The 437-nt window shown below is 42.3% G+C and carries 2 protein-coding genes; both read right to left on the bottom strand.

The features are described from left to right. Positions 1 to 222 (bottom strand): CHC2 zinc finger domain-containing protein (locus AC13HU_RS38190; RefSeq protein WP_483046582.1); only part of this gene is annotated, 222 nt, incomplete at its 3' end. Further along, positions 215 to 437: hypothetical protein (locus AC13HU_RS38185; protein ID WP_483046581.1), on the bottom strand; the 223-nt coding region annotated here is incomplete at its 5' end. The genes AC13HU_RS38190 and AC13HU_RS38185, both read right to left, overlap by 8 nt.

Raw genomic sequence — 437 nt, 5'->3', positions numbered from 1 at the left:
AATAAGGTCTAATGTATCTCCACCCTTGTCACATGCGAAGCACTTCCAACTGTTGCCCTCTGGTGTAATTGTAAATGCTCCAGTACCGCTTTTACCTGTACCGCTACCGCAAAGCGGGCAAACAAATGCTTTTTTATTGCCCTTTTTACTGCGTTCAGTGATGCCTTCGACATAATCTGTCAGGCGTTCCTTGATTGCTTCTGTTGCTGTCTGTCTATCCATGATTGAAAAGCCCAGTTACTACCGTATCTTTTAGTAGTTGCCCTTTCTGTTGTTTTGTTAGATGCGGATTGTCTTGCTCTACAGCCTCTAAAAAGCCTTGTAGTTTTGCTACGTCCGTGCCTGCTATCAATTTCTTTAGGATGTTGTTAAACTTCTCTTCTAAGTAGTCCACAAATGATTTTAGATGTTCGTCTGTTGGAGTTGCTCCTTGAAGT

It is taken from the genome of Streptomyces sp. NH27, assembly GCF_056859195.1.
Note: the sequence above shows the minus strand (reverse complement) of the source record. Positions and strands in the feature narration are given on the sequence as shown.